This is a genomic window from Desulfuromusa ferrireducens, assembly GCF_055389805.1.
This window is the reverse complement of record NZ_AP042415.1, coordinates 713,421-740,372: the sequence shown is the minus strand read 5'-3', so window position 1 is coordinate 740,372 and position 26,952 is coordinate 713,421. Positions and strand designations below refer to the sequence as shown.

General features: G+C 49.6%; 27 protein-coding genes and 1 tRNA gene. 14 read left to right on the top strand and 14 right to left on the bottom strand.

Features of this window, described 5'->3' with window-relative positions; all coding sequences use genetic code 11:
* Window positions 1–159 precede the first annotated feature (159 nt).
* From ACZ5PT_RS03265 to ACZ5PT_RS03255, 3 genes are all read left to right on the top strand, one after another.
* On the top strand, window positions 160–288 hold the full coding sequence (locus ACZ5PT_RS03265; protein ID WP_464265376.1) for a hypothetical protein: 129 nt from the start codon (window positions 160–162) through the stop codon (window positions 286–288).
* Between the two features lie 202 nt (window positions 289–490).
* Window positions 491–832, top strand: coding sequence for a hypothetical protein (locus ACZ5PT_RS03260; protein WP_464265375.1), 342 nt, complete (start codon window positions 491–493; stop codon window positions 830–832).
* A gap of 111 nt (window positions 833–943) precedes the next feature.
* Window positions 944–1,156, top strand: coding sequence for a GSU3473 family protein (locus ACZ5PT_RS03255; protein ID WP_464265374.1), 213 nt, complete (start codon window positions 944–946; stop codon window positions 1,154–1,156).
* A gap of 271 nt (window positions 1,157–1,427) precedes the next feature.
* Here the strand turns inward: ACZ5PT_RS03255 and ACZ5PT_RS03250 are convergent, their stop codons facing one another.
* The 6 genes from ACZ5PT_RS03250 to ACZ5PT_RS03225 all read right to left on the bottom strand — a co-directional run bounded on the left by ACZ5PT_RS03250 (window position 1,428) and on the right by ACZ5PT_RS03225 (window position 9,010).
* On the bottom strand, window positions 1,428–3,803 hold the full coding sequence (locus ACZ5PT_RS03250; RefSeq protein WP_464265373.1) for a glycoside hydrolase family 65 protein: 2,376 nt from the start codon (window positions 3,801–3,803) through the stop codon (window positions 1,428–1,430).
* Window positions 3,804–3,843: 40 nt separating this feature from the next.
* Window positions 3,844–4,611, bottom strand: coding sequence for an HAD family hydrolase (locus ACZ5PT_RS03245; protein ID WP_464265372.1), 768 nt, complete (start codon window positions 4,609–4,611; stop codon window positions 3,844–3,846).
* Between the two features lie 416 nt (window positions 4,612–5,027).
* Window positions 5,028–5,795, bottom strand: a complete 768-nt coding sequence (locus tag ACZ5PT_RS03240) for an NYN domain-containing protein (RefSeq protein WP_464265371.1) — start codon at window positions 5,793–5,795, stop codon at window positions 5,028–5,030.
* 70 nt (window positions 5,796–5,865) lie between these two features.
* Window positions 5,866–6,240, bottom strand: coding sequence for a hypothetical protein (locus ACZ5PT_RS03235; protein WP_464265370.1), 375 nt, complete (start codon window positions 6,238–6,240; stop codon window positions 5,866–5,868).
* A 445-nt stretch (window positions 6,241–6,685) separates the two neighbouring features.
* Complete coding sequence (locus ACZ5PT_RS03230; protein WP_464265369.1) at window positions 6,686–7,903, bottom strand: Fic family protein; 1,218 nt, start codon at window positions 7,901–7,903, stop codon at window positions 6,686–6,688.
* A gap of 786 nt (window positions 7,904–8,689) precedes the next feature.
* Window positions 8,690–9,010: an HIT family protein gene (locus tag ACZ5PT_RS03225; RefSeq protein ID WP_464265368.1), complete on the bottom strand. Its 321-nt coding sequence runs from the start codon at window positions 9,008–9,010 to the stop codon at window positions 8,690–8,692.
* A 201-nt stretch (window positions 9,011–9,211) separates the two neighbouring features.
* Here ACZ5PT_RS03225 and ACZ5PT_RS03220 point away from each other — a divergent pair, with 201 nt between their 5' ends.
* A complete protein-coding gene (locus ACZ5PT_RS03220) occupies window positions 9,212–10,291 on the top strand; it encodes a hypothetical protein (RefSeq protein WP_464265367.1) in 1,080 nt (359 codons plus the stop codon).
* Between the two features lie 334 nt (window positions 10,292–10,625).
* Here the strand turns inward: ACZ5PT_RS03220 and ACZ5PT_RS03215 are convergent, their stop codons facing one another.
* The 6 genes from ACZ5PT_RS03215 to ACZ5PT_RS03190 all read right to left on the bottom strand — a co-directional run bounded on the left by ACZ5PT_RS03215 (window position 10,626) and on the right by ACZ5PT_RS03190 (window position 15,520).
* Window positions 10,626–11,627 (bottom strand): tetratricopeptide repeat protein, encoded by a 1,002-nt coding sequence (locus tag ACZ5PT_RS03215; RefSeq protein WP_464265366.1) that lies wholly within the window; start codon window positions 11,625–11,627, stop codon window positions 10,626–10,628.
* Window positions 11,628–11,652: 25 nt separating this feature from the next.
* Window positions 11,653–12,618: a hypothetical protein gene (locus ACZ5PT_RS03210; protein ID WP_464265365.1), complete on the bottom strand. Its 966-nt coding sequence runs from the start codon at window positions 12,616–12,618 to the stop codon at window positions 11,653–11,655.
* Between the two features lie 24 nt (window positions 12,619–12,642).
* Window positions 12,643–13,146, bottom strand: coding sequence for a hypothetical protein (locus ACZ5PT_RS03205; RefSeq protein ID WP_464265364.1), 504 nt, complete (start codon window positions 13,144–13,146; stop codon window positions 12,643–12,645).
* Between the two features lie 367 nt (window positions 13,147–13,513).
* The gene (locus ACZ5PT_RS03200; protein ID WP_464265363.1) at window positions 13,514–13,930 is read right to left on the bottom strand and encodes a hypothetical protein; all 417 of its coding nucleotides are present in this window, start codon (window positions 13,928–13,930) and stop codon (window positions 13,514–13,516) included.
* Between the two features lie 243 nt (window positions 13,931–14,173).
* Window positions 14,174–15,145: a hypothetical protein gene (locus ACZ5PT_RS03195; protein WP_464265362.1), complete on the bottom strand. Its 972-nt coding sequence runs from the start codon at window positions 15,143–15,145 to the stop codon at window positions 14,174–14,176.
* A gap of 168 nt (window positions 15,146–15,313) precedes the next feature.
* Window positions 15,314–15,520, bottom strand: a complete 207-nt coding sequence (locus ACZ5PT_RS03190; protein ID WP_464265361.1) for a helix-turn-helix domain-containing protein — start codon at window positions 15,518–15,520, stop codon at window positions 15,314–15,316.
* Between the two features lie 274 nt (window positions 15,521–15,794).
* Here ACZ5PT_RS03190 and ACZ5PT_RS03185 point away from each other — a divergent pair, with 274 nt between their 5' ends.
* Complete coding sequence (locus tag ACZ5PT_RS03185; RefSeq protein WP_464265360.1) at window positions 15,795–16,100, top strand: hypothetical protein; 306 nt, start codon at window positions 15,795–15,797, stop codon at window positions 16,098–16,100.
* Between the two features lie 13 nt (window positions 16,101–16,113).
* The gene (locus ACZ5PT_RS03180; RefSeq protein ID WP_464265359.1) at window positions 16,114–17,253 is read left to right on the top strand and encodes a tyrosine-type recombinase/integrase; all 1,140 of its coding nucleotides are present in this window, start codon (window positions 16,114–16,116) and stop codon (window positions 17,251–17,253) included.
* Window positions 17,254–17,339: 86 nt separating this feature from the next.
* Here ACZ5PT_RS03180 and ACZ5PT_RS03175 read toward each other — a convergent pair.
* Window positions 17,340–17,415 (bottom strand) — tRNA-Phe (locus ACZ5PT_RS03175).
* Between the two features lie 122 nt (window positions 17,416–17,537).
* The gene (locus ACZ5PT_RS03170; protein ID WP_464265135.1) at window positions 17,538–18,527 is read right to left on the bottom strand and encodes an IS1595 family transposase; all 990 of its coding nucleotides are present in this window, start codon (window positions 18,525–18,527) and stop codon (window positions 17,538–17,540) included.
* A gap of 154 nt (window positions 18,528–18,681) precedes the next feature.
* On the opposite strand from ACZ5PT_RS03170, the gene ACZ5PT_RS03165 reads away from it, so the two are divergent.
* From ACZ5PT_RS03165 to serC, 8 genes are all read left to right on the top strand, one after another.
* A complete protein-coding gene (locus ACZ5PT_RS03165) occupies window positions 18,682–19,362 on the top strand; it encodes a DUF5752 family protein (RefSeq protein WP_464265358.1) in 681 nt (226 codons plus the stop codon).
* The gene (locus ACZ5PT_RS03160) at window positions 19,359–20,597 is read left to right on the top strand and encodes a glycosyltransferase (protein WP_464265357.1); all 1,239 of its coding nucleotides are present in this window, start codon (window positions 19,359–19,361) and stop codon (window positions 20,595–20,597) included. Before ACZ5PT_RS03165 ends, ACZ5PT_RS03160 begins: the two co-directional genes overlap by 4 nt.
* A 43-nt stretch (window positions 20,598–20,640) precedes the next feature.
* Entirely contained in the window at window positions 20,641–21,405 is a 765-nt protein-coding gene (gene otsB, locus ACZ5PT_RS03155; protein WP_464265356.1) for a trehalose-phosphatase, read from the top strand.
* Entirely contained in the window at window positions 21,392–22,831 is a 1,440-nt protein-coding gene (locus ACZ5PT_RS03150; protein ID WP_464265355.1) for an alpha,alpha-trehalose-phosphate synthase (UDP-forming), read from the top strand. Before otsB ends, ACZ5PT_RS03150 begins: the two co-directional genes overlap by 14 nt.
* Before the next feature lie 385 nt (window positions 22,832–23,216).
* Window positions 23,217–24,242 carry a 3-deoxy-7-phosphoheptulonate synthase gene (gene aroF / locus ACZ5PT_RS03145; protein WP_464265354.1) on the top strand — a complete coding sequence of 342 codons (1,026 nt, stop codon included), beginning with the start codon at window positions 23,217–23,219 and terminating at the stop codon, window positions 24,240–24,242.
* 28 nt (window positions 24,243–24,270) lie between these two features.
* Complete coding sequence (locus ACZ5PT_RS03140) at window positions 24,271–24,561, top strand: hypothetical protein (RefSeq protein WP_464265353.1); 291 nt, start codon at window positions 24,271–24,273, stop codon at window positions 24,559–24,561.
* Window positions 24,562–24,654: 93 nt separating this feature from the next.
* The gene (locus tag ACZ5PT_RS03135; RefSeq protein WP_464265352.1) at window positions 24,655–25,824 is read left to right on the top strand and encodes a phosphoglycerate dehydrogenase; all 1,170 of its coding nucleotides are present in this window, start codon (window positions 24,655–24,657) and stop codon (window positions 25,822–25,824) included.
* A 32-nt stretch (window positions 25,825–25,856) separates the two neighbouring features.
* Window positions 25,857–26,948, top strand: coding sequence for a 3-phosphoserine/phosphohydroxythreonine transaminase (gene serC, locus ACZ5PT_RS03130; RefSeq protein WP_464265351.1), 1,092 nt, complete (start codon window positions 25,857–25,859; stop codon window positions 26,946–26,948).
* Window positions 26,949–26,952 lie beyond the last annotated feature (4 nt).

The window sequence follows — 26,952 nt, the reverse complement described above, 5'->3', positions numbered from 1 at the left end:
AAGGACCCGTAATGGAACCACCGCGGCACAAGGACTATTCCCGTAAAGAGTTTATTGAGGAGGTCCGAATCTTGCGCGAGAGTGTTTATTGGCCCTACCTGCAGTCTAAGACGCAGGAAGATATTCTCGTCCTCCTCACTGAATACGCAGGTGAAAATTTTGAAGAGAGTTGAACGTGATGGCACCGGTTTAAAAGAACCTCTAGCTTTGATCTTTAAATGGCAGAAAGTCCGAAAACAGGAGGACCGCCGCCAGCAGGCGGTACTGAAAAAAGAAGCCTGGTATTGATTTCGATATTTTGGATAAGGATTTGAATCAGCGTCGCCCATCTGACCATTCTCCGCTCGCCTTACGACTCAAAAAGTGCGGTTGTAAAACTGCATCCATATCTTGATTTGCTTTAAAAATTCGGTAGTTTTAAGTGATAGGTTTTTATTCTTGTATCGCTAGTTGGGGGCAAATTGGGATCTGTTTGCTGCTCACCGGGAGTGTGGTTGCGAGTGACCAGGATCGAGATCGAGATCGTGACCGACTTTATGACCAGTCTTCTGATCAGGATCGCGATCGGCTGCGCGAAAGGGAGCATAGCAATGATGATGACAAGGTTTATGGTTCACAGTTGATGACAGAAAGGGAGCGTTATCAGTATCGCGAGCAGCTGCGCTCCATGCAAACCCTGGAGCAGCGCGAACAGTTTCGGCGCCAACATCATGAAAAAATGCAGAAGCGGGCGATAGCCAGGGGGGTAACGCTGCCCGATTATCCTCCCGAGCCGAGACATAACGGCTGGGGCGGCGCTGGCTTTGGCGGGGGTAAGTCTGGCCGTAAATAGCTGTGGGACCGCTGGGTAGATATTTGCTGTCTTGTCCCTACTCGTTCTTATTTGATCCATTTTTTTGCTTTGGGTTGTCGCGAAAACCGGCTGGCTAAGGAGGTCTCTATCATGAAAGTTCCTGTCGTCCTGAAAGATGGTACGGAAAGAACAGTCAGTAAGGATGAATTGCAGTTTTTGCTGACCACCAAGAGAATTATTTCTTTTGAGCGATCCGATGGTTGGGTTCGCCTTGGTCGCGATAAATTGCGTAACCGGAGTGTTCCCTACACCGGAGAGGATCGTCGTAAGCATCGTCCTTTTGCCAGAGATATTCTGTTCTGACCCCTCTATTTAGAGGCGCTGGGTCGTCCTTTGTTGCCGGTCTGTCCTGGCAATTAACCTGGACTTTTCCTCATGACTGACAACCAGTCTTTCCCGATAAATCTTGAGTGTTGAATTTAGATCCATTTTCCAGGCCCAGGAAGCGCGTTCGGCAGTGAATGGTCTGAGTGGTCATTGCGCTACCTGGCTGAAGAGCAGGGCAAAAGTCTGCCAGAACGCTGAAGGGTTTAAACCCTGCCAGGGAAATTGAGAAAGTCTGGCCGTGACCGGGCTATGGTCGGTCTGGTTTGATAGCGACCTCCATCGGGCTGCCGAGCTTCAGGTGAATTTCCTCGTGCTGGTGCGTAATGACCAGTTCCGTTCCCTCGCGTAGCAGATAGGTTGCGGACTCCTGCTTTAGCGTCACTTCCAATACCTGCCCGCGGATGGATAGCGGAAACTGTAAGCGATTCATCTGTTTGGGCAGGTGGGGATCGAAACTCAACTGTCCGGCGTAATCCCGCATTCCGGCAAAGCCGTAAACGACCACCATCCAGGTTCCACCCATCGATGCGATGTGGCAGCCATCTTTGACGTTGCCGCCAATATCGGCCAGATCCATGAGGACGGCGTAGTGGGAGTATTTGAGGGCCTGATCCAGGTCGCCGATCTCAGCGGCGATAATCGCCTGGATACCGGCGGAAAGGGACGAATCACCGGTGGTCAGCGGGTCATAATAATCGAAGTTGCGCTTTTTCTGTTCTAGGGAAAATTCATTGCCGAGCAGGAACGTGGCCAGTACTACGTCGGCCTGTTTGATCACCTGGTGGCGATAGATAACCAGCGGATGATGATAGAGCAGCAGCGGAAAACGGTCGCGCGGAGTGGCCTTGAGGTCCCAAACCTCACGGTCGAGGAAACTGTCATCCTGAGGGTTGATGCCTAATTGCTCATCATAGGGGATGTACATCCGGTCGGCGGCCTGTTGCCATTGTTCGACCTCATGTGGCTCCAGTCCGGTGCGATGGACCAGGGTGGCAAATGGCTCGGGATGGTTTTTTTGCATGTGGTCAACCGTCTCGGCTGCATAACGCAGGTTTCCCCGGGCCATGAGGTTGGTGAAGGCGTTGTTATTGACCACGGCGGTGTACTCGTCGGGGCCGGTCACGTTGTGGATGCAGAATTGCCCCTCTTTACGTTGTGAAAAAAAGCCCAGATCGAACCAGAGTCTGGCGGTTTCGACCAGCATCTCAGCCCCCTCGTTGTAGAGCAGCGCTTTATCGTCGGTAATTTCGACGTATTTGCGTAATGCGTACATGATATCGGCATTGATGTGATATTGAGCGGTGCCGGCGGCATAATAGGCACTGGCTTCTTCGCCGCTGATCGTCCGCCATGGGAACAGCGCCCCTTTCTGGTTCATATCGCGCGCCCGTTGTCTGGCCTGATCTAACATGCTGTGGCGAAAGCGTAACAGCGTGCGGGCGATGTGTGGCGCGCTGTAGATCAAAAAGGGCAGGACGTAGATTTCCGTGTCCCAAAAATAGTGACCTTCGTAGGTCTGCCCGGTTAAGCCCTTGGCCGGAATGCTGGCCCCTTCGACCCGCCCTGAGGCCTGCAGAATCTGAAACAGGTTCCAGCGCAGGGCTTGTTGGAATTCAGCCATCGACGACTGCTCCTGCTGTGGATCAGCGTCGATTTGGATATCACTGCGGCGCCAGAAATCATCCAGATAGCTGCGTTGGCTTTTCAGCAGAGTTTTGAAACCGTCTTTTTGTGCACGATCCAGGGTCCATTCTGACCGGGTGCAGAGCTTTGCCACCGGTGCGCTGTGAGAGCTGTGATAGGCAACGAACTTAACCAGCTGAATCGGTTTGCCCGGTTTTCCTTCGATGTGAAAGGAGACCTTGCCGTAATTGTCCGCGCACTCGCTATGCCAAGTGTAAGGGCAATCAGTCTCGAACTGATGATCGATCCCGCATGCCAGGGTCATTCCGCTGCTGCTGGCCTGGTGTCCCATCAGCAGGCGTAAGTCCCGGCAGTCATGCAGCTGAGGAATGAGAATCTGGTTGTTGAAGCCTTTTGCCTGGCGGGGATCATTGACCCCGGTCTGGTTGGGCTGATCGCCGATCAGTTCGGAAGAGATAACAACCGGCGCCTCGGCATTGAGCAAGGTCACCTGAAAGGAAAAGGCGGCCAGATGTCGGTGTTGAAAGGAGACCAGCCGACGCGATTCAATCAGGACCCGCTTGCCAGACGGGGTTTCCCAGAGGATCTCCCGATCAAGGGTGCCGGCTTGCATGTCCAGGGTCCGCTGATAGAGCTGCATGCTGGCCGCCGGCAGGTAAAAGGGCTCATCATCGATATAGAGAACGATGGCTTTGGCGTCGGTGACGTTAAGCATGGTCTGGCCTGTTTTGGCAAAACCGAAGGCGTCTTCGCCGTAAATAATCGGCCAGGTTTCATGGAAACCGTTTATGAAGGTGCCGCGCTGGAAATATGGGCTGCCCTCCTCAAAGGTTCCCCGTAGCCCGAGGTAGCCATTGCCCAGGGAGAAGAGGGTTTCAGTTTGGGCCAGAAAGCGCGGATAAAAGGTCGTTTCGATGATCTTCCACGGATTGATGGGGTAGATATGCAGTGGCGGATTGAGGGTCTGATGTCGAATCATCGTTGTCGGGCCTTTCCTTTCGTGGGCCAACTCCGGGAATTTATGTTGAATGCATTTTCGGTAGCAGTACTGCCAAATCGCTGACCACCAGGTCGGCACCGTTTTCCCTAAGTGCCTCGGCATCGCCATGCCGGTCGACGCCGATTACCAGCCCAAAACCACCACGCCGGCCCGCCTGAACGCCGGAGATGGCATCTTCGACCACAATCGCCTGCTGCGGGGGAATACCGAGGAGTTCGGCAGCCTTGAGGTAGGTTGCCGGTTCTGGTTTTCCGGGCAGTCCAAGGGATTCGGCCACTTTGCCGTCAACCCGCAGCTCAAACAGTTCGGCAATCCCGGCGGCATGAAGGACCGCTTCGCAGTTTTTGCTGGCCGAAACAACCGCAGTGCGGATGTCCTTGCTGCGCAGATAGCGCACCAGAGCAATTGATCCCTCGTAAACACCGACATTTCCGCCGGCTAGCATTTCACCGACCAGTTTGTCCTTGCGATTGCCCAGGCCGCAAACCGTCTCTTCCGTAGGCAGATCTTCGGTGCTCCCGTAGGGGATCTCGATAGCCCGTGACTGAAGGAAACTTTGCACCCCCTCGTGGCGCAATTTGCCATCTACGTAAAGACGGTAGTCCTGATCAATGTCAAAGGGTTGAAAAGCTTCTCCGGAAAGCAGCGATTTCTGCTGCAGATATTCGTCAAACATCTGTTTCCAGCAAATGGCGTGAATTTTGGACGTAGCCGTCAAGACTCCATCCAGATCAAAAAGTACTGCCGCAAACTGATCGAAGCTGACGCTGTAAGTTGTCTCGTCCATCGATTTGCTACGCTCCTGTCTGCTTGCACCGGGCGATTTGTTACACGAATCCCAGCAATCCGCCTCGCAAGATGAAAAATTACGTTTGTTGTCATTGAATTTTACTGCGAAAGGGTGGTCTGTCAAAGTTGATCTGGTTATGGGGAGTGGTAATGCGCCGCAGTCGGTACCTTTCTTCTGCGCGACCCTCTTGGTGGCAGGGGAAAAGATAGGAGTTGCTGGGCTGGCTGGATTTGCAAAAAGTGGGTTGGTTGTTAAATGATGCAATGATTTAAATGGTGGTGTGCTAGCTGTCCTGATGGAAGGAGAATAGGGATGGTGTTCGCTCTTTCGCTGGTCTGAACATCCGCACCCTCAGCCGGTTTCAGCTCTGTGCCTTCGGCGAGGATGTCTACATATGATTGGCTGGTTAAGCGTCATTTTCTTTTATCTCTTACGTAAATATCGTGAACCGTTCCGCTGCCCGATTTGCGCCGTTCAATTTCAAATAAGTCAGTTTCCTCAATTAACAAAGTAAGTGTTCGATAGCCATAGTTTCTTGGATCGAAATCTGGAAATTGCTTTTTAATAAGTTGACCACAGCTTGCGAGATGAGCCCAGCCATCGTCATTTTCATATTCACTAATCGCATTTCTTAAAATATTGACAAGTTTTGTATCGCCCCTTAGATCATTTTTTTCTTTTTTCTGACCTTTGCTTGTATTCGTGCCATTCGGTGGATCTTGCTTGTCTGAATCCGGGTTTTTAATTACCTCTGTAGAGATGAAATCATCACATGCGTTTCTGAAGGCGGTAGGGGTTTTTTTCTCACCAACTCCAAAAACGTAAATCTGGGATTCTTTCAGCCTGGAAGCCAGTTTTGTGAAATCACTATCACTTGAGACAAGTGCAAATGAATCAAACTTTCCGGAATACAATAGATCCATTGCATCAATTATCATTGCGGCATCAGAAGAGTTTTTTCCCTGAGTGTAGGAAAATTGTTGAACTGGATTAATAGCAAGTTCATTTAAAGGCTGCTTCCAATTTTTAAGATGATTGCTACTCCAATCACCATAAGCCCTTTTTGTAATGATGTGTCCATGCTTGGACAGCTCTGACAATACCGCTCCCAATACTGAATATTGTGCATTTTCGGCATCAATCAAAACAGCTATTTTTTTCTCAGACTCTATATCTTTCATTTTATCTCCATCATGAAGCGCTCAACGGTTTAGTTAACCGGCGGCGACGAACTGCCTGAGCACCACCGAACTATTCAAATTTATTGCAGAAGTATTTTTCGTCCGCGTTGATTAGATGGTTGGTTTTCTTTTGATGTTGATTGTAGTTCTCTATTGTTTTAAATATGTTTACTGTTTTTATTAGATTTGACTTTGTGTGGAAACCAGCAATGCTTAAATGTGGAATAGTTATGAAAATTCGTTTTTCTTGATTGTTGATTTCTATGATACTGCCAAGGCCATGTAGTCTAAATAATTCTATTTTTTTTAAAGTTGATAATTTTATCTCTAGTGGTGTTTGACCTGAAATACTAATTATCTCTTTGTCGATTGAAAGCTTCCCAGGTATAAGCTTAGTGTCAATTCTCAATCTATCTCCTACATGATAGATAATTTTAAATTTCATATTATTCTCGCTTATAAATATTGAAAGCTAACGAATTAAGGGTTTTTGCGACGCGAAGCCGCCGTAAAGACGCCTGTTGGACTAAACCCCTCCGTTTTGTTCTAGGGTGTTTTAACGCAATGTGTTGGAGGATTGACCGGGATTTTACCGGTGTTAATTACTTTTGGCAATGCTGAAGAGGCATATATGGTGTCTTGTGTCGAAGCATTGATGTTTTTTGGCGATTGATGTTGGTCATTTTGGTGGTTTTTTCGGCGGGGTTCGGTGCCTTGAGCGATCTTCCGGTTGGGTCATGGTGGACCTCGTGTTGCTCGGGGGGATTAGGGTGATGACCGGTGTGAAACGGTTTGGCAACGTGGACAAGGGGGCCGCTCTTCGGTTTCGTTGCTTGTCGGTGGCGGTTTAGCTGGACCCGGCGTACATCAGTTTCTGGTGACGCCAGGGGTTATCCTTCCGTCATCTCCACCCCCTCTGGATAGAGTTGCGGAAAATAGTATCCAGCGACTTTGGTTGGGAATGCTAAGCGAACAGGAGCTCTTTCCGAATCTGAAGTTAGGAGTTTCTTTTCAAGTAAATTTTTGAGAATGCGGCGTGCCGATCGGTCGGGTTTGCCAGTAATGCGTGCAACTTCTCCCCTTGGGACTTCTCCACGAAAAAAAGCTTCCTGTAGTAAGTAACTCGCTTCCGGCTGCAATTCTCCAAAGCTTACCTGTCGATCAACATACCCCTCTAGCCGACGCAGAAACCCATCGAGCTCTAAGCGTTCTGACATGAATGAAATTTGGTCCAGTGCCGTCCTTAGAAAGAATGTGCAGAAATCAAGTAAGCCTTTGTTGGACAGGTTCCCCCTCCCATCCAAGTCGCCATGTCGGTGTTCGTCAGCACCAGCCAATGCTTCCATATAGGCGGTTCGGTTTCGTGCCAGTCCTCTTGAAGCAGTCCATAACCCATGCCCGTCAATACGTGCCTTGACCAGATAGGCATGTGTGAAGAGGCGTGTCACTCTGCCATTGCCATCTAAGAAGGGGTGAATCCAAGCTAGACGATGATGTGCAGCTGCTGTCGCTATTACTTTTCGAACCTCTCCTAGTTTGACATTCCCGTAGCATTGCTCAAAGCGCATCATAAACGAATCCAGGCTTTCTGAGGCAGGAGGAAGATGACGACCGATTTCGACCTCATCTTCGCGCAATTTGCCTGGAATAACTGTTTTTATGTCTCCGTCTGGGGTTTCGATCTTCCTGAATTCATCAGGAATCCGCTCATAAAATTCTTGGTGAATCCAACATAGAAACGTTTGGGAGCAGGTGGTTTCATCCGGGTTTTCAACGAGCCTTTGTTCTATTAGTCGTTGAACGTCTATGTGGGCAACGCTCTCCACTTGCAGGGCGCGCTTTGCGGGCTCATCTGAAAAGTCGCGGGCCATGGCCCGTTCGATGTCAGCGGGATGGGTATTGTGTCCTTCAATCAGGTTGGAGTAGTAGCTGTTCATTGTGCGTACCAGCTCGACAACTCCCCTGCGGGTCAGCGGGTGCAGTTTCCCCCCTAATGCCGCAGACTGACGTATTACCTCAACGGCAAGATCATTTAGCTCTTCACCATTGGCGGAGGGGAACATTGGTTCCATCTGTTGAACTTTGTTGTAGAGAACATTTTGGACCACAATGAGCTCCTTTTTTCTTAGCTATTGTCAATGATAGCGGAGTATAGCATGCAGAAAACAACTACGCCACTAGCTTGGCCACTAACTTGGCCACTAACTAGTAAGTTAGCTAGGAGGCTCAACTTGAAGCTAACTATCTTTTCTAGCGAAGGAAGACAGATATGGGCTAGCTAGGCAAGTCAGGTAGAGACGCTAGTTGGGCATGATAATTTGGCCACTAACCACCAAAGCAATAATTCTTGATAGATGCAGCAGTAGTGGTGCGAAAATGAAGCAGTGGCCTTTCGTGTGTGAGGTGGAGCTCATGGTCTCGCTGCTCACCGGGCGGTTGATTTTTTGAACTCAGGGGGATGGCTGGATTGTGGTGTTGGTTGACAAATCGAGACAGTGGTACCTATGTGGTACCAAAAACAAAAAAAGGGTTACAGCAAAAGCTGTAACCCTTTGATATTTATGGTGCCCAGAGACAGAATCGAACTGCCGACACGAGGATTTTCAGTGTTTATATTGCAAGTTAATTTTTGTTCTCGATTGTTCTCAATGCACCGTTATTGCAGGTTTTTATGTGTGGGGGGTGCATTCTTTAGTCCTTGATAGTTCTCTATATTTCTCGGCTTTTCTGAGCATGATTACACAGGAATTACACACGATAAAATACACTGTCGATTACTAGTAGTATCACATCCTCAGGGTAGGCTCCTGTATGCAATTAATTGCATCGCTGTATGGTATGCTGTTTCATTGTTTCGGATTGTCTCCGTTACTGCACGTAAACTGCACTAGATTTCAGTACAGCTGTTTCTCAGGGATAACCCCCCGAACCCCGCCCTTGGGATTTGCAACATCTCCCTCTCTGCGTGGGATCAGATGGATATGAGCATGGGGGATTGATTGTCCAGCAACCTCCCCGCAATTCATCCCCACATTGAATCCTTTGATGGTGGTGTCAGATTCAGTCAGTCGTTTTTTCAGGATGACCAGCAATGTCTCAGTGTCTTTCTTTTCCTGTGCTGTCATAGAAAAGTAATCAGCCGTATGTCGCTTCGGCATAATCAGGTGATGGTCTTCAATAATATCAAGTTCCATGTTGTCGATGGTTGCTGTCATTGGTTGAACCCTCCGCAGATAAAATAATGAAAAGATAGACTGAAAGCATCAATGTAAAGATGGCTTGTCAATGTATATGTTGCTGATAATATTACGAATTGCAAGACGTCGGTGTTGGCGAACACAATGCTATTAGCGAGAGGTTGCAACGTCTGGTAGACTCGGTGCTTAAACATTCGATAAACACATGGGGGGATAGCGATGACCGAAGAGAGTTCAGAAGTAAAAACTAAAGAATGTAGTCATTGTTCTCAAAGTATTTCTCTGACTGCGAAAGTTTGTCACCAGTGTGGAAGGCATCAAAGTCAGATAATTAATGTACTGCAGCATTTAGCAACTGCGACAGCTTTGGTCATGGTCTTGTTGGCTGGAGGTCAGTTCGTAATGAGCTATTTTCAGATGGCTGAAACAAAAAAGAAACGAGTGGAAGCAGAGGAGGTTCTTGACGAGGCAAAGAGGGTACTCAAAACGGCTAAAGAGGACGCCGGACAAATCAGACAGGAAGCCCAAGTTGTTTTATCAACTGCTAAAGAACACTCGGGTGCAGCCATCAAGGAATCAAATACTGTGCTGAAAAATGCGAATGCCGCCTCTGAGTTTGCAAAGAGTGTTTCAGAAACAGTCATAAGTGATGTGGACCAAACCGTAGACCGGATAAATACCGCCTTGGAAGAAGCGAATCAAAGAATAGCTGTAAATGAGAAACAAGCCAAAGAACAAACTAACAGTATTCTCTCTGAAGTTAACAACCTAAAAGGTGATGTTTTGTCCCAGCTTGAGATTCTTACCCAAAGAAACAATCTTGTAGCACTTGCAGACAAAGCAATACTTGGAGATAGAAACTCTCTTGAAAGCCTTCAAGAACTTGTGAATGAAGATGTATCGAAAACTGCTGTCATTGCAGAGATTCTAAGAGTTAAGTCGTTTTACATTGGTGGAAGTAGAATAGCTGGCACAGAATACAAAAAAAACGGTGAAAAAATTGAACCCAAAGACATAGAAACTCAGGTGTTTGCAGCGAACCTTGTCAATCCTAATGCCGCATGGAAATTAAGGGGCCAGATAGCAAAAACACTTTCAGGAAGAAAAGAAAAGGTATCTTTAGAAGCTATTGTTAAATGTATTAAAGGAGATGAGAGTCTTGATGTTTTAAAGGTGTGTATAAATTCTTTTGAAGTAATTACAGAATATAAGAGCGGTGACGTTCTGAATCCGCAAAAATTACTGCAGTGGTGGGAGGAAAACAAAGAGGAGACACTGGCTAAACTAAATGATCAATAAAAAAGAGACTCAACAAATTGATGGACCTTGGGGAGGGTCACCTTGGAGGCTCTTCCAGAGTAAGAGCTTCAAGCCCCCTCTCTGTTGCCACATAATGTAATGGGCTTTGAATGGATCGTCAAGTGGTGACTGTCCCCACCAGATTCAACAAGAGACCTTATCAGGAGGGGCTGATAGATATGACTCATGGACATCTTGGTGGAAATGAACTGTTCAAGCTCTTCGTAGGTCATAATGCAAGTCTCAGCAATCATTTGAGCAAAACAAACCACCTACATCTGGGCAGTTAATCTATGAAAGTGGGGGAGCCTCTTTGCTGTGCCCACTTGGAAATTTATAACCTGTCATATCTGGCAGCACATATTGCATTGTCTTCCAATGCTTTGAATTTGAAATAACTGTTTGAGCGTTTTGGTAAACGATCTCCCTCTTTAAGGTTAATTTCCTCTCCATTCTTCATTATGACGACGTATTTTTTACCGTCATGTGAACCCATCCTTATTTTAGTAGTATATCCTCGAGGACCTCTGATCCAAACATCACTTACTTCACCCTTAGCCAGCGGCTTCGTTTCGTACCACTCGTTAGGTGGCAGGTCGATGTGAGTAATAGGGAACTTTGCAGTGATTTCTGTAGCTGAAAGATACTGAGGTAGTTCTTTTTTCAGGTTTGCCAGTAGTCGTTCATCATCTTTATTGGAATTTGCCTTTTCCAGTAGAAAGCTGCCCATTGCAGCATTGTTCCCCTTTGAATATCGACTTGCAGTACGGAACGCTTTCAGCATTCCATCAATATTTGAACTGAGACCGAACTGATAGAAGAGGTCACTCACGGTCTGATTCTGCGAACTGTCCAGTTGACTCAGTGCTGACAAATAAATATCAGCATTCAGCATTTGCCCTTTTTCAAGCTGACTCTTCCCAGAACGCAAGAGACTATTTAACGATTCCTGCTTCTTTGCTGGGTTGTAGGTGATTGCTTTCTCAAGAGAAGAGACCCCAGATCGTTGATTCCCACGACTTAGATAGTTGAATCCCTTGGTGATATAGGGTTCAGCTACTTTTGAGCAGTATGAGTTGTCCAGCTTACAGGCATTCTTCATCCCCAAGTCAAAGTCACTGGACATACCCAACTGACCATAGACGAGACCTGCTTCGTAATGAACATCTGCATCCAATGGATCATCGAGAATGGCTTGATTCAACAACTGCCTTGCTTCAGACGTTTTTTCTATTTTGGCGTAGTCACTGGCTTTATCAATATTGCTTTTAGCCAAGACAGGTTGAGGTAGGATAACCGTAGCGAGAACGAACATGGTGCATACTATTTTTAACATCTGGTCCCCCATAATGAATAACATTTCAAAGCCCTGCTAACTTGCCTAAGTTTGGCTCTGGATTTTTAATTCTTCTCGTAACTTTGACCCTTGCCGTTACATTTAGCTCAGGGCTAAGATATACAGAATAATTACGCCCGTGTGGCACGTTTTTTACAGTGCTACGGTAATAATTATTTTTAATTGAGATCCACTCGGGACTAAAGCCTTTACCCATGTTTACACACACGGGATCTTCACCTTTTTGAATGTCCGTAAATATTTCAATTAGATCACCTTTTCGGAATCTACTATCCCAGACATACAAAGGTGTCCACTCACCGCTTTTAGGGTTAGCGTTAGTGACGGTATTTTCGAAAACTACTTTGTCGTAAGGTTTCGGGAATACCTGAAAAACCTGTTCTTTTCCGAGAATCTCTACAGCCTTCGCTTTGAATACTTTGTAGTCGTAATTGGGCCATGCCTTGGCTGCGAGTTTAAGGAATTCATTGCCGATCAATGTCTTGGTTTCTTTGTCCCCACCTGTAAATCCTAAAGCTGCGCTGAAATACTTCCCCGCTTGGTCAGCACTGGCAGCTTTTCCTCTGTTTAGAAGTGTCGTAGCTATTCCAGCGGACAACGATTGGTCATATTTGCTGGCCAACTGGTAGAACCTCTCCGCACTCCTTGGATTGGATAAAGAGTTGTTTCCTGAACTTAGATAGGATTGGGCAACTTTTGGGCAGTAAGAGGTTTCAAGCTTACAGGCGTTCTTCATCGCCAGATCAAAATCACTGGACATACCCAACTGACCGTAAACAAGACCTGCTTCATAGTGGACATCTGCATCCAGTGGATCATCAAGAATGGCTTGATTCAACAACTGTCTTGCCTCGGAGGTTTTTTCTATTTTGGCGTAGTCTTTAGCCTTGTCTATATTGCTTTTAGCAAGAGCAGCTTGGGGTGAAACCAACGTAGCGAGAACGAACATGGCGCATAGCAATTTGAACATCTGAGACCCTCCTAAAAAATCAAATCAATATGGATAATTCTTACCCTGTAGTTTTTCATCGTAGGTAAAGCACTGTTCTGCTTTTTCCAGAACATCCTTCTTAAAGAACTCATCAAGGCTACCACCCCGGTATTTGTGCATTGGCATGTCGCACTGATGGACATAGGCTTTCAGTCGGAGTGTTTCCTTGAGCTTGAGATTCATTCCCTTACCCAGTTCCAGCTCAATGAGACCCGCATTGATAGGGTCCACAAGCAACGCATCTTCAGTCTGCCAGCCGTTCTGTTTAAACACAGAGACAAGCTTGGCTTGGGTTTTATAGGCCAGCAGAACGGTGTCTGTTGTTCGGTCACCGGAAATGTCAGGAATTTCAGTTTGAAGGGTAATGGTGGCGGTGATTTCATCGTTGGGATAGCTGATCTTTTTGAAGCTTTTGTTCAGGGTGTCAACAAGGGTTGTTGCACTGGCCAGAGAGGCGGACAGGAATAGAAACGTAATGGTACAGAGTGATATGAAGCTTTTCGGCATGATCATCCCCCCCAATAACAAGCAAATCAATGCAAGTACTCTACTGCTCGATCATTTTGGGGTCAACTCTTTCATTAGGGAGAGTGAGGTCACTCTTCGGGCCGCAATGTGCTTTTGATTGAATCAGGAATGTCACGCAGGGCGTTCATGATGTCCTTCTCAACCTCGTCCTGATATTCCAAGGGTATTTGCCTGATGAGGTGTCTATCCGCAGAGAAGACCGTTTCCCCAGTCCCCAGAACCCTAGGTTGTTTGGTTGCGTCCCCACAAAGACATAGAGTAACTCCAAGGTGTCATTATGGGGCTATGAGTTACAGTCAACCATTTGCAGTATGGATTTCCATTTGTGCAATCAATTGCACTGATCTTACAATAGCCCCTTCAGCATATTCTCTATATCCATAGTGCCGTTGATTTTGTGGGTCATTGATTCAACGTCTGTGGGGCCGATGCCCCATGCATAACACTCATGTTTTCCGGGTTCAAAACCATTAAGCCGTAATATGTCCAGCGCAGCCTTACGCCTCGTCTCCTCGTTTTCTGAATTATCCATCAGGTCGATCAAAGTTTGAATCGCCTTGTTTGGCGATTGTTGGAGCTGGCTTCTAGCACTCTCAAGAATCTCCGTTCTGAGGATATTTAGGGTAGCCATGAAGGCGGGGGAGTTCTTCCACTCAGAGACTGTCTGGGGGGTAACCGATACTTCTTTTGCAACGTCCTTCCCAGACATTCCTTGGGCCATCAGGGGGAGGGCTTTGAGCTGTTTGCTGGTTAGTTTATTCATGTTTATTCGTCTTCCTTCGTGTCTGTGCAATTGATTTCACAGGCGATATCTTTACTGGGCATCCCGTTGGTGAGTAATAGCTCAGCATTCTTCTGCTTGGGGGTGAGCTTCTGATATGTAGATTCAAGTGACATTGTTTGGGCCCTTTGGACTTCATTAGGCTATAATCCTGTATAGGACCTCCGTGTCAGTGGTTCAAGTTGAAAACTACATATCATTACACTCACTCCCCAGCAGATAGTATCAAGCTGGCTTCTTGTTGATAGTGAATAGGGGGCGCTTGTTAACACGAAGGAAGATAACTTTCTCTTGAGCTGAATTAACCGCACTCGTTCGATGTATGAAAGCCTTCATGCGTCTATCAAACTCCAATTGCATTTGTGCACCATTCTTGAGTTGCTGTGCACGACAAAGCCTCTGTAGCTTTTCAAGGTATTCAGTATGGCAATATGCTAGCAATTTATTGTCGCCGTGCCCTGCCTCCATCTCTTCAACCTGCATCGTCAGTATCTCAACGTCTTTCTTGGCCCTTAAATAAAGATATTCCATTCGCGTTTTTCCGTTTCCACGAGCTTCTGCGGTCTGATACCTCCGCTCCCAGTCTTCTCTAGTCTTGTAGGGCCAAGGGGTGCTATCCAGTGGGTCTGGCAGGTCTTTCACTCTCTCGCCAGTGATGATCTCCATGTCAGCCCAGCCCAACTGTCTGCGTTTATAGAGGTTCTCTTTTTTTTGAGAAGTGATCTTAGCCCACTGCGCGACAGTATGGGTTCTGCCATCATCATGAGTGAGGAAGACGTTATTACTCTTGTTGGAGTTCTGGGCATACTTATCTCGCCACTCAACAAATCCGGGACCATATGTGGGGTTATCATTGTCAAGGCGATCTAGGGTGTAGTTGGCGTTTGGTCTAGGACCAACATGCAAGAGAAAATCGTCGAAAGATTCAAGCTTTGGCGCAAGTACACCTAATCCTTTTTTGCAGCGAGATTTCATGTTTTTGTGTGAGCTGTACGTGCTGGGGTATTTCTCTCTAAGCTCAGTTTTCGTCAGGACTTTCACGTCTCGAACATGTTCAGGTTCTTGTTCAGAACCCAGCTCTTCAACTTTCTTTACTGTTGTATTTTCTAAGGTTTGAAGTGCTGTATTAGCAAGTTGAAGTTCACTGCTAAGAAAATCTTTCTTCGTGTTTTCCGGGTTGATAATTGTTATGCTCATTGGTGCCTCCATTATTGTGTCGTGGGGTGAAAGAATTGTACTGACAGACCCACGGTTGCCGCCGTGGGTTTTGTCTTTAGTCTGTCGTGTCGCAACTGCGACAATAAGAGTTAAGCCTTCTGGTTGGCTGCATTCCGATAAGACTTGAGATGCGTGTTGTTGTTCATGTCATATCTCCCCACCGCTCAACCATTTATCAATGTCTGATTTGAAATAGAAGACCAGTCCCCTTTTAGTGAAGCTCGGGCCACTGCCTTTGCTGCGCATCGTTGCCATGGTCTTTTCTTTGAGGCCGGTGTAAAGGGCTGCATTTTTGGTGTCCATTCTGCCGTCGGGGAGGACGGTGACTTTGACCTGATTGATGCTCTGTTCCATAATGTTCTCCTTTTATCAAAAAAATCCTTTGCAAATGTAGTACGCGATATGACACTGTAGTTCTTGAGAGGACGATAAGTTGCTTTGTCGTTTGTGTCAAGCCGTTTTTTTCTGTAAGTTATTGAGTTTCTTGACAAACCTTTAAACCTAAGGAATGAACATGCCGGTTACGTTTAAGAAGAGGACCAAGGGATCACCGTTTTCGGTGCGTTTTTCACCTCGCATAAAGTTTGCACTTGAGTTGATGGGGAGGAAGGAAAAGAGAACCCATGCAATGATCATCGAACGAGCATTAGAGCGTGAAGCGGAAGAACGTCTCTCTATCTCAGCAGGGGAGAGCCAGTGTATAGAGGGCGCTCCTCAGAACATGCTCGACTTTCTTTGGGACCCAGAGGAGGCTGATAGATTTGTTAAGCTGGCGCAGCACTTCCCCAAACTGCTGACCTACCAAGAAGATTTCCAGTGGAAGGCAATCAAGGAGTCCAAGAAGTACTGGGAGAGCAGACAGCCTGTAATGGAAGCGATACGGCAGGATTTTGAAGCGATCAAGATTGCTGCTGCCGAAAAATCTAAAGACTAAGGAGGGGAGCCTGATGGGTATTAAATACTCGAAACTGACCCGCACGAATATGCGGCAACTACTCAAAGACGAAGTGATAATTGAACACGGTATCATGTTCAGTCGACTTGCCAGCGGTGATGGGGTTTTTCGTGTCTGTGCGATGATTGACGGGATACGAGTCAACCGAACTGTCGGTTATGAGTCCGATGGCACTACGAGATCACAGGCGGAAGATCAGCTTGGTAAGTTTCGGCAGGATGCCAAGCATGATCGGTTAAGTTTACCAAGGGGACGGAAGTTGGCTTTGGGTTTTGAGGAGGCTGCCGGCAGCTACATGGAGAGGTTGAAGCAGGAGGGTGGTAAAGACATGGCGGCCAAGAAGCGTCGCCTCAATCAGCATCTGATCCCTTTCTTTGGTAAGACCCCGCTGGCGAAGATTACTACCTTCGACCTTAACCGCTTCAAGAAGCATCGTAAAGATGCAGGAGCTAAGGAGGGTACAGTAAATCGGGAGTTGGCCGTGGTATCCCATTTATTCAGCAAGGGGGTTGATTGGGGGTGGTTGAAGTGTCGTCCAGCAAAGATTGAACGACTGAAAGAGGATAATGGAAAAATCGTCTACCTCACGATTTCTCAGCTTCACCGATTAGTGGAAGAAGCAAGGGCCGATCAAGACCCCCGCATGTACCCTTTCATCATGATTGCAGCAGGTACCGCCATGCGTAAGATGGAGGTATTGTCGATCCGAAAAGAACACATTGATCTTAGTCGGCGGACTATCTTTGTTCCAGAAGCTAAGGCAGGGATGAGAGAACAGCCGATCACGAAGCAGTTGGTAACTTTCCTGCTGTGGTATCTGGAAACATTGCCTTCTGACACTCCGTGGTTGTTTCCGTCGCCCAGCTCTAATTCTGGGCACCGTGTCGAGATTCGGGATTCTTACCGTCGGGTTGTAAGGGCGGCTGGTATGGACCCCGATGAGATCGTTCGACACACTCTCCGTCACACCGCCATTACGCACTTGGTTCAAGCAGGGGTTGACCTTCCAACAGTGAAGCGTATCAGTGGCCACAAGACTCTGATTATGGTGGAGCGATATGCCCACCAGAATGGACAGCATATTCAAACGGCAATGGATGTACTTGATGATAGGTACGGTGAGCTGGCGTAAGACGCTACTATCTGCACCATTACACACGAATTACACATGGCAAATAAAAAGGGGTTACAGCATAAGCCGTAACCCCTTGATATTTATGGTGCCCAGAGACAGAATCGAACTGCCGACACGAGGATTTTCAGTCCTCTGCTCTACCGACTGAGCTATCTGGGCAAAAGGAGACACGTTTATAACCAATGGCCCTGATACTGTCAAGGAAAAATAGATGGGAAATTAGTTAGATGAGATATTAGCTTGCGCGGTTCTTTAAGGTTGATATGCTTTATTCTACGGTTCTATCCACAATACAAAGGCTGTGGCTGAGTAACGCCGCCCCAAATGGTTCTTCGTAGCTGGGTGCCGACAGCATGCTCAAGAAGGGCTTCAAACTGCTCCAGCACCGGTTTTGTTTGCATCACGATCTTTGACAATCCGTTTCGCTTCTTTTCCACGGGAACCCGATTGTTCCAGCGGAAGGCGACTTCGCTGAGATAGCGCGGTATGTGCTGGCGACTGACATAATGAAAGACGCCTTGCTTCGCTCTTTCCAGAATCGCATTGAAGGATTCTGCCGTGTTGACATGAGCTTCTCCGCGAGCGTATTCCCTGATGCCATGATTGACGCTTTCATGATCGGAAAACTCCTTCCCGAGCACCATGTAGGCATGCAATTGGTCCGTCATGACCCGCGCAGCAGGTGAAACGACCTGCTTGACGTGTGGTGCCAGAGCCGCGTAGCTATCGCCATGGATCACCCCGACTCGAACCGGGCCTTTTCGGCTGACCGCCACATGAACACAGGTTTTCTTGGTTCCTTTGCCCCTGGGGTGTTTCACGCCGTGTCGAAATCTCGGCTTGCCGCCAAGATACTTTTCGTCCAACTCTACGATGCCGGACAACAACCCGATGGCGTCAGCATGGACAGCCATCATGGTTCGAATCGCATGACCGACCTTCCATGCGGTTTTCTGATTGACGCCGAGCCACTTGCCTAAAAAGACCGATGAAATTCCTTTACTGGAGTTGATGATGAAATACATCGCCAGCAGCCAGGTTTGAAGCGGTAGTTTGGTGCTGTGCAAGGGCGCCTTTGTCGTTACAGTGAACTGCCCTGCGCACCCGCTGCACTCGTAAAGGCCTGGGCGGGCCGAGTCACTTTTGAGCAGCCAAGATTTCAAGCATCCACAGTGCGGACAAACCCGACCCGAGGGCCAAATCACCTTTTCCAGATATTTTCGACAAGCACCTTCATCTGGAAACATGTTGCGAAACTGATTAAGTGTCATGGGCATACCTCCTTGTGGAGCTATGTTCCATCACAATAATGTCAACCTATGTCACATCCACCTTTGTTTGGTGGATAGGACCGTTATTCTATATTTCAGTGACTTAGCTTTTGTGCCGGAATCTTACAGGAGAGTTCTGTCAGGGAGTGCGGCAATGCACGAGACTGCTATGGAATCACAGGATGATAATTTCCAGGTAAAAGATTGTGCGTTGATTACGCGGATGGCGGGGATCTCTTCGGTGATGAACTTGAGGGAGCTGCGTGAACGGCTGGCTGTCTGCCCGCTGGAGTCTCTTTATCATCATTTTTGCGAAACTCAGATTCGGCCGTCTTTTGATGATCCGGAATTTCGCAATGACTTTGCCGTTTGGGCTTCGCGTTTTCTGGGCGATCGGGCGTTAGCTGAGCGCTTCGGCATTCTTAATCCTTACGCTTTTAACAGTTTGGACGAATTGCGCGAGCGACTGGTTGAGATTGTCGATGAACGGGCAGCTGAATTACCACATGAAATATGGCATCCGGCAAGCGAGGATTTCCGTTTTATGCGCGCGGCGACGGTGATATTCGATACCGGCCTGGAATTACGTTCGCTGGCGGAGTTGCAGCAGGCGTTACCCGCCATGAGCCAGAGCAGCGTCTATTATCATTTTGTCGAAGCACGGCGGCGTACCGCTGGTGGCCAGGATGACTTTAGTTTTTGGTTACAGGGGAGGAAAGAAGCTGCGACAGCGTTTGTGGCTGGGCTGGCGAGCATCGATTTTTATTTTCTCACCTTGCGCGAATTGAAACGGGAACTGGTCGAACTTTGTCTGGCGCAGGAGGCGACGGCATGAGTCGAACGTTGCAATCTTACGAAGAGGTGGTCGGCTCGATTGTGATTTCGCAACTGCGCCAGTTTGCCAAAGAGCTGGCTGGGGCAACGGTGGTGCATGTCAATTCAACCCGGGTTGGTGGCGGTGTTGCGGAGATCCTGGCCTGGCTGGTCCCGCTGATGTGCGATCTGGGGATTGATGCCAGTTGGGAAGTTATCGAAGGTAATGAGCCGTTTTTCCACGTGACCAAATCGTTTCATAATGGCTTGCAGGGGGTGGCCGCGCCATTGACGCAGCGGATGATCGAAACCTACGAAGAGACGCTGACCAGTAATGCACAGCGATTGCGGCCGATTTTGGAAGCGGCTGACTTTGTCATTATTCATGATCCGCAACCGGCGCACCTATTGGAGCTTTGCCCGAATCGCAAGGGCAAGTGGATCTGGCGTTGTCATATCGATGCCAGTCACCCGTATCGGAAAATCTGGAAATATTTGCAAGGCAAGGTGCGCGGTTACGATGCCAGTATCTTTTCGATGCCGGAATTTGCGCAACCGCTGCCGCATCCGCAATTTCTGATCGCTCCGAGTATCGATCCGCTGAGTGAGAAAAATTGCCCGCTTCCCGATACTGAGATTGCCTCAACTCTGGAACGTTACGGGATTCCGAGCGACCGTCCTTTGCTGACGCAGGTGTCGCGCTTCGACCGTTTTAAGGATCCGCTCGGCGTGATTGAGGCATTCAAACTGCTTTCCGAGGTGGTTGATGCGCAATTGCTGTTGGCTGGTGGTGGGGCGACGGACGATCCCGAAGGCGCGGCGGTGCTCGAAGAGGTCGAAGATGCCGCCAAGGGCGATCCGCGGATTCAAATCTTGCTGCTGCCGGGTGATGCCCACCGGACCATCAATGCCCTGCAACGCGCGTCGACTCTGGTATTGCAGAAGTCGTTACAGGAAGGATTTGGACTGACCGTGACCGAAGCGATGTGGAAGGGCAAGCCGGTGATCGGCGGTAATGTCGGTGGCATTCGTCTGCAGGTGCACAACTATCATACCGGTTTTTTGGTCAATACGCCGGAGGGAGCGGCACTGCGGATGCGCGAACTGCTGCGGCGGCCAGAGACGATTAAGCAGATGGGTGACACCGCTAAGGGGTTCGTTAAGGACAATTTTTTGCTCACCCGTCACTTGCGCGAATACCTGACGCTGATGTTAGCCCTGCGGCGCGGGATGGCTGACCATCTGTTTGCCGCCTGATATGCAGATACTGAGCGAAACTTTAGTCTTGGAACAATTCTGGATGCGCTTGCGACAGGCACAGCAAGCGCTGCTGATCCTTGATTTCGATGGGACATTATCCCCCTTTGTCGCTAATCCCGAACTTGCGCGTCCTTATGCCGGGGTCGCTGAATTGCTCCAGCAGCTGATGGCGTTGGAAGATAACCGACTGGTTGTCATCAGTGGGCGTGAGCTGGAGAGCTTGAGGCCCTGTCTCGGGCTTGAACTAACACCTGAACTTTGGGGCTGTCATGGCTGGCAACGCTGTCTGCCGGAGGGGCGGAGTTTACAAAGGAGCTTGCCGGAGTCGGTGGGCAGGTTGCTGGAGCAGGCCGCCGATTTGGTCCAGGCGGCTGGATTTGCCGAGCAGTTGGAGCGCAAACCCGTCTCGCTGGCCCTGCATTGGCGCGGGCTTGATCTGGACAAGACAGCCTGTTTGCGTGATCAGATTGGTCAGAAATGGCGCCAGTTGGTCGCAGGAAAAGCGCTTCAGGTGCACAGCTTTGATGGTGGTTTGGAACTGCGTTGTTCCGGGGTGGACAAGGGAACCGCAGTCAAACAGCTGCTGGTGGAATCCGCCGAGGATGTTGTTGCGGCCTACCTGGGGGATGATTTGACTGACGAGGATGCGTTTGTGGAACTGGCTGATCGCGGGTTAAAGGTTCTGGTTCGAACGGAATGTCGCGCTACGGCAGCCGATCTCTGGTTGCGGCCGCCGCAGGAACTGCTGTGGTTTTTGCATCAATGGATCGCTAACAGGAGGGGGCAGCCCGGTGAATCAACTTGAGGAACAGCTTGTCGTCGTTTCTAATCGTTTGCCGTTGGTTGTCGAACAGGATGACAGTGGTTGGCAGATCAAGCCGTCTGCCGGTGGCTTGGTAACGGCCCTTGAGCCAGTTATGCGCCGGGTCAACGGTCTTTGGATCGGCTGGCCTGGCGGAGTAGTGGATTCTGTGCCGTATGCCGAGCTGTTTTCTCGTTTTGCCACTGAGCACGGCTACCGTTTGGCAGCGGTGCCTCTAACCGAAGAGGATGTCGAACTCTACTATCAGGGTTTTTCCAACGAAACTCTTTGGCCGTTGTTTCATGACCTGCTGGGGCGTTGTAAATTTAAGCTGTCAACCTGGCTGCGCTATTGCGAAGTCAATAAAAAGTTTGCCTTGGCAATTGCCGAGCAGGTGACCGATGGGCAACTGATCTGGGTTCACGATTATCAATTGACGCTGGTCGGCGGATTGCTGCGCGGCTTGGGGGTGAAGAACCGACTGGCCTTTTTCCTGCACATCCCTTTCCCTTCCTTTGATCTGTTTCGGCGGCTGCCGTGGAAGAAAGAGTTACTGGATGGGTTGCTCAGTTATGATCAGCTCGGCTTTCAAACCCTGCGTGATCGCCGCAATTTCGTTGCTGGCGTGCGTGAGATGTATCCCCATGTCAGGGCCGATATCCGCCGGCGGGTGACGGTGCTTGATTTTGGCGAGCGGCAGGTGACGGTCGGGAACTTCCCGATCAGCATCGATTTTGATGAGTTTGATCAGGGCGCCCGACAGAAGGACGTTGAGGAAGCCGCCTGGTATCTGCACGAACACTATCAGAGGCGGCAGTTATTGCTCGGGGTTGACCGGCTCGATTACACCAAGGGTATTCCCGAGCGGTTGTTGGCATTTGAGCGTGCCTTGGAGAAGTATCCGGCCATGCGCCAGCAAACATCACTGATTCAGGTGGTCGTACCGAGCCGGACTCTGGTGCCGGATTACCTGACCCTCAAGGAGACCCTTGATCGCCTGGTTGGCCGGATCAACGCGCGTTTCAGTGAACATGGCTGGGTGCCGATTCACTATCTCTATCGCAGCCTGAACCGAACCCAGTTGCTGGCCCATTACCGGAGCTGCGAGATCGCCCTGATTTCCCCTTTGCGTGATGGCATGAACCTGGTGGCCAAGGAGTACTGTGCGGCGTCAATTGAGGAGAATGGGGTGCTGATTCTCAGTGAATTTGCCGGGGCGGCGGTCCAATTGGGGCAGCAGGCACTGCTGGTTAATCCTTTTGATATCGAGGGAACTGCGGATGCTATTTGGCAGGCTTACTCAATGTCAGACGAGGAACGTCGCCAGCGGATGCGCCAGTTACGCAGCGAAATTCGGCGCAACAACGTCGATCGTTGGGTCGAGCAGGTTATCGCCGCATTACAGCCGCAAATAGGCGATCTGTATTAGTCCATAATCCCTGTGCTGTTGCTGAACGTCGGGCATCCGACTGGCCACTGTCGAGCATGGCCATGGCATTTGCAGAAAATCCTTGCATTGGCGGAGATTTCACGTTTAAACTGCGTCAACATTTTAACTTAAAGGGTGAACGAAGATGACTTTTTACCGCTCCTTTTATAGCTTTTTCTTTTGGTTTTTCGGTTTTTTTAAGCCGTCTGCCGCGGGAAGAGGTCTGTAAGGAGCTAGCAACTTCGGATCACACAAAACCATGGCAGAACGGCAACTCGGTTCTCCCATGGTTTTTCTTTTTTGCAGATTTGAAAATTAAAGGCCGCCGGGAGAATCGGGCGGCCTTTTGCCTTTAGCTGTCGAAACGACGGTAAAGGAGAGACCAATGATCATTGTTATGAAAAAAGGCGCTTCACAGGAAGCACTGGCGGAAGTTGAAAAGAAGATTATGGCCCTCGGTTACCAACCACATGTGATCCATGGCGAGACCCGCAATGTGATCGGCGCGGTCGGCGATGAACGCGGTAAAGAAAAGCTGCAAGCGCTGGAAATCCTGCCTGGCGTTGAGCGGGTGGTGCCAATTCTCAAGCCGTATAAACTGGCCAGTCGCGAAGTGCAGCCGCAGCCGAGTGAGATTGAGATTGTCCCCGGTCTGAGCATCGGTGGTAAGGAATTTGTCGTTGGTGCCGGTCCCTGCGCGGTTGAGAGTCTGGAACAGATTTGCGCCACTGCGGTCGCGGTGAAAAGTTCCGGTGCGCGTATGCTGCGTGGCGGGGCCTTCAAACCGCGCACCAGTCCCTACTCCTTCCAGGGGATGGAAGAGGATGGCCTGAAGCTGCTGGCGGAAGCACGTGAGCGGACCGGGCTGCCGATTGTCACCGAAGTGGTCAATCCGCGCGATGTTGAACTGGTCGCCAAGTATGCCGATGTGATGCAGGTCGGCGCCCGTAATACACAGAACTTCGCCTTGTTGAAGATGCTTGGCCAGCTCGACAAACCGATCCTGCTCAAGCGTGGCATGGCGGTGACCATTCAAGAGTTTTTGATGAGTGCCGAGTATATTCTTTCCGAGGGTAACCGACGGGTGATTCTCTGTGAACGCGGCATCCGCACCTTTGAGACGGCAACCCGCAATACCCTTGATATCTCGGCTGTTCCGGTTCTCAAGCAGCAAACCCACCTGCCGGTGATGATCGATCCTTCCCACGCCACCGGTCATGCCCACCTGGTCGCCCCGATGTGTTATGCCGCAGCGGCTGCTGGCGCCGACGGACTGTTGGTTGAAGTGCATCCCTGCCCAGAGGAAGCGACCAGTGATGGCCCGCAATCGTTGCGACCAGAAGATTTCCAGGTGATGATGGATAAACTGCGGGCCTTCGTTGCCGTCGCCGATCGAGAGATGGCCGACTGATAAATTCAAAACAGGATTGAGAACGTTTATGTATTTTGTCCCATTATCGCAGCTCGACAGTGTCGAGCTGCTGGTTCACAGCCTCAAAGCCGCTGGCGGCGAGGCTGATTGCACGATGTGCCCGGCCTACAAGGTCTGTATGAAGCAATGTCTGACAATCGCCAAGGCGGTTGGGCAGATGCTGGATGACGGCGCACTGCCGCAGATCGGTGGTGATCCCCCTGGTGCCTCCCTTAAGTCCGAAGAACCGGGGACCGATCCGGATAAACCCGCCGGTGGCGGGGCCACTGGGAAGGGGCGGTTGAAGATTGTGAAATAGCGGGGTGGTGATTGACAGCGAATTTGATCCATTGTGAAAACGTCTAGTAGCTTGTTTTTTCATGATATTTTGCCGTCTACAGGAGGAACTTTTATGTACAAAATCCTGACACACAACAAAATCTCTGTTAAAGGTCTGGACAAGTTTTCCCGTGACAAGTACGAGGTCGCCTCGGAGATTGTTCATCCCGACGCGATCATGCTGCGCAGTCATAATCTGACCCCGGAAACGATTGCCGACAGCGTCACTGCTATCGGGCGGGCCGGTGCCGGGGTCAACAATATTCCGGTCGCCGATTGTACCGAACGCGGTATCGTCGTGTTTAATGCTCCCGGCGCTAACGCCAACGCGGTCAAGGAACTGGTGATTGCCGGTCTGCTCATGTCCGGCCGCGATATTCTCGGCGGCATTAATTACGTTAAGCGGGAAGGTCCCGGGCTGACCGAAGGCGAGCTGCATAAGCTGGTTGAAAATGGCAAGAAGCTGTACTGTGGCGCCGAACTGGCCGGTAAAACTCTTGGGGTTGTCGGCCTGGGTGCGATCGGTTCGCTGGTGGCGGAGACCGGATTGATGCTCGGGATGAAGGTTCTCGGTATGGATCCGGCCCTGTCGGTTGATGCCGCCTGGCGTTTGTCGCGCGAGGTCGAGAAGGTCGAGAACATGCAGACCCTGCTCTCTAAATCGGATTATGTCTCTTTGCATCTGCCGGTGCTCGAAGCGACCCGTAATCTGATCAATCAGGAGCTGGCCGCAAGCTTTAAGCCCGGTTCGGTGCTGCTCAACTTCTCCCGTGAAAAATTGGTAGCTACCCCGGCGATTGTTGAGGCCCTCGATTCGGGTAAGTTGCGCCGCTATATCAGTGATTTCCCGATGCCGGAATTGCTCGGTCGCGATAACGTCGTACAGATGCCGCATTTGGGTGCCAGTACCGCCGAGGCCGAAGAAAATTGCGCAATTATGGTTGGCGATCAACTGATCGATTTTCTTGAGAACGGCAATATTAAAAATTCGGTCAATTTCCCTAATACCTCTTTGGAACGTAGTGGCGTTTGTCGGCTGGCGATTATCAACCGAAATGTGCCGAAGATGCTTGGGCAGATCCTTTCGGTGTTGGCCGATCGCGAGTACAACGTTGTCGATATGATCAATAAAAGTCGTGGCGAAATAGCCTACAATCTGATCGATATCGAGCACGAACCGCAGGAAGATCTGGTTGCGGTGCTCATGGAGATCGACGGCGTGATCAGCGCCCGTATCCTTTAATCATTTTTATCCGCTAATGGAGGAAGCAGAAGATGGCGAACAAGGTCTATAACTTCGGCGCTGGACCGGCAATGCTGCCGGAACAGGTGATGCAGAAAATTCAACAGGAGTGGCTCAACTACCAGGGGATGGGGGTTTCGGTTATCGAGATCAGCCACCGGTCTAAAGAATTTGTCGCCATCCTGGAAGAAGCCCAGTCACTGTTTCGTGAGTTGACCGGCCTGCCGGATAACTACAAAATCCTCTTTATCCATGGTGGCGCGCGGATGCAGTTTTCGGCCTTGCCGCTCAACTTGGCCGGGCGTAAGCCGGGCAAGAAGTGTCTTTATTTCGAAACCGGAAACTTTGCCAAGCTGTCCTCCACGGACGCTAAAGACCTGTGTAACGTCGAAATTGCTGCCAGCAGCGCGGCAACCAACTACGATCGGATTCCCGAGTACGACCCGGCAATCTTTAGCGAAGATGTTTCCTATGTGCACATCACCGGTAACAACACCATTTACGGAACCCGTTGGAATCAGTTCCCGGAGACTGGCGATGTGCCGTTGGTCGCTGATATGACCTCAGAGATCCTTTCGCGGAAGATCGATTATTCCAAGTTCGGTGTGATTTACGCGGGCATGCAAAAGAACCTCGGGCCGTCTGGTATGGCAATGGTAATTATCCGCGAAGACCTGCTTGGCAATGCGGCTAAAGAGACCCCGGTATTGCTCAACTACACCCAGGCTGCTGCCGATAACTCCCTGACCAATACCACTAACACCTTTGCTATCTACACCACCAAGCTGGTGCTGGAATGGATCAAGGAGCAAGGTGGGGTCGCTGCGTTTGAAAAGCGCAACGAAGAAAAAGCTGCCCGGCTCTATCAAGTGATTGACGCTTCTGGTTACTACCGTGGCGTGGCTCACCCGGAGCATCGTTCGATCATGAACGTCTCCTTCAATCTGCCGAGTGAAAAATTGGAAGCCAAGTTCCTTAAAGAGGCTGTCGCTGTCGGATTGTATGCCCTCAAGGGGCACCGCAATGTCGGTGGTATCCGTGCTTCGATTTACAACCCAATGCCGATGGCCGGGGTTGAGGCACTTGCCAGCTTTATGCAGGAGTTTGAAAAGAATAACAGCTGATTTT